General features: G+C 37.8%; 1 protein-coding gene. It reads right to left on the bottom strand.

The features are described from left to right. Positions 1 to 156: 156 nt before the first annotated feature. Positions 157 to 735: a hypothetical protein gene (locus tag ACFIK3_RS09665; protein WP_375676632.1), complete on the bottom strand. Its 579-nt coding sequence runs from the start codon at positions 733 to 735 to the stop codon at positions 157 to 159. Between the last annotated feature and the right edge of the window lie 144 nt (positions 736 to 879).

Genomic DNA, 879 nt, shown 5'->3' with positions numbered 1-879 from the left:
GTTTGATTTTTTTGATTTCACTGGTTAATTCGTATTTTTTGCACATAGAGATACCCTCACAATTTAATGTGATAAACGTTTGCTAAAATTTGGAATGGGAAATTTAAAAGAGGGGCACCCTCGCCGCGCCCGTGCTTTCATTTACACTGCTTTAGATTAGACCCAGACAATCTCTAATTCACCATAAGGAGAGAGACGTTCAGTATAGGTTTTTATTTTAGTAAACCCGCCGACATTTTCACGAATAACAGCAATTCCATGAATATTGGCATTTTCATAAACATGTACGTTATTTGCTATACGAGCGTTTTCATAAACCCTAGCATTGTCATAAACATAGGCATTATCATAAATAATAGTCTTGCCATAAACACGCGCATTACCATAGACATGGGAATTATCAGAAATAACAGCATTGCCATAAACATGCGCATTATCATAAACATAGCCAGCAACGATAGCATTGTCATAAACCCACGCATGACCATAGATATGACCACAAGTGACAGCATTGCCAAAAACCCTTGCATGTTCATAAACGTGACCATTTTTAAACACAAGAGCCTCATCATACACCCAGCAATTTCCCTCATGAGAGAGGTTGTTTTCCTTTTCAATAAAGCCGCCTAAGGTACCTGCTTTGATATCAGAAAAGTCTTTTAATGCTTTAATGCGATAAAGAGTATGATTACCAAATACACGCGTTTCATTTGTGAGTGCAAACTTCTTTTGCATGAGCACAATTCCTTTATACAGAGATTTAAATTTTTAAATGAGATGTTTAAAGGAGGGCACCCCCGCCGCGCCCACGCGTTATTTAAGCAGCGTCTTTTAGTGACTGATTATCATCACAGATATCATTACGAATTTTTGCACGGC

It is taken from the genome of Bartonella sp. CB10SXKL, from assembly GCF_042195515.1.
GTDB lineage: Bacteria > Pseudomonadota > Alphaproteobacteria > Rhizobiales > Rhizobiaceae > Bartonella.
This window is presented reverse-complemented; position numbering and strand designations above follow the sequence as displayed.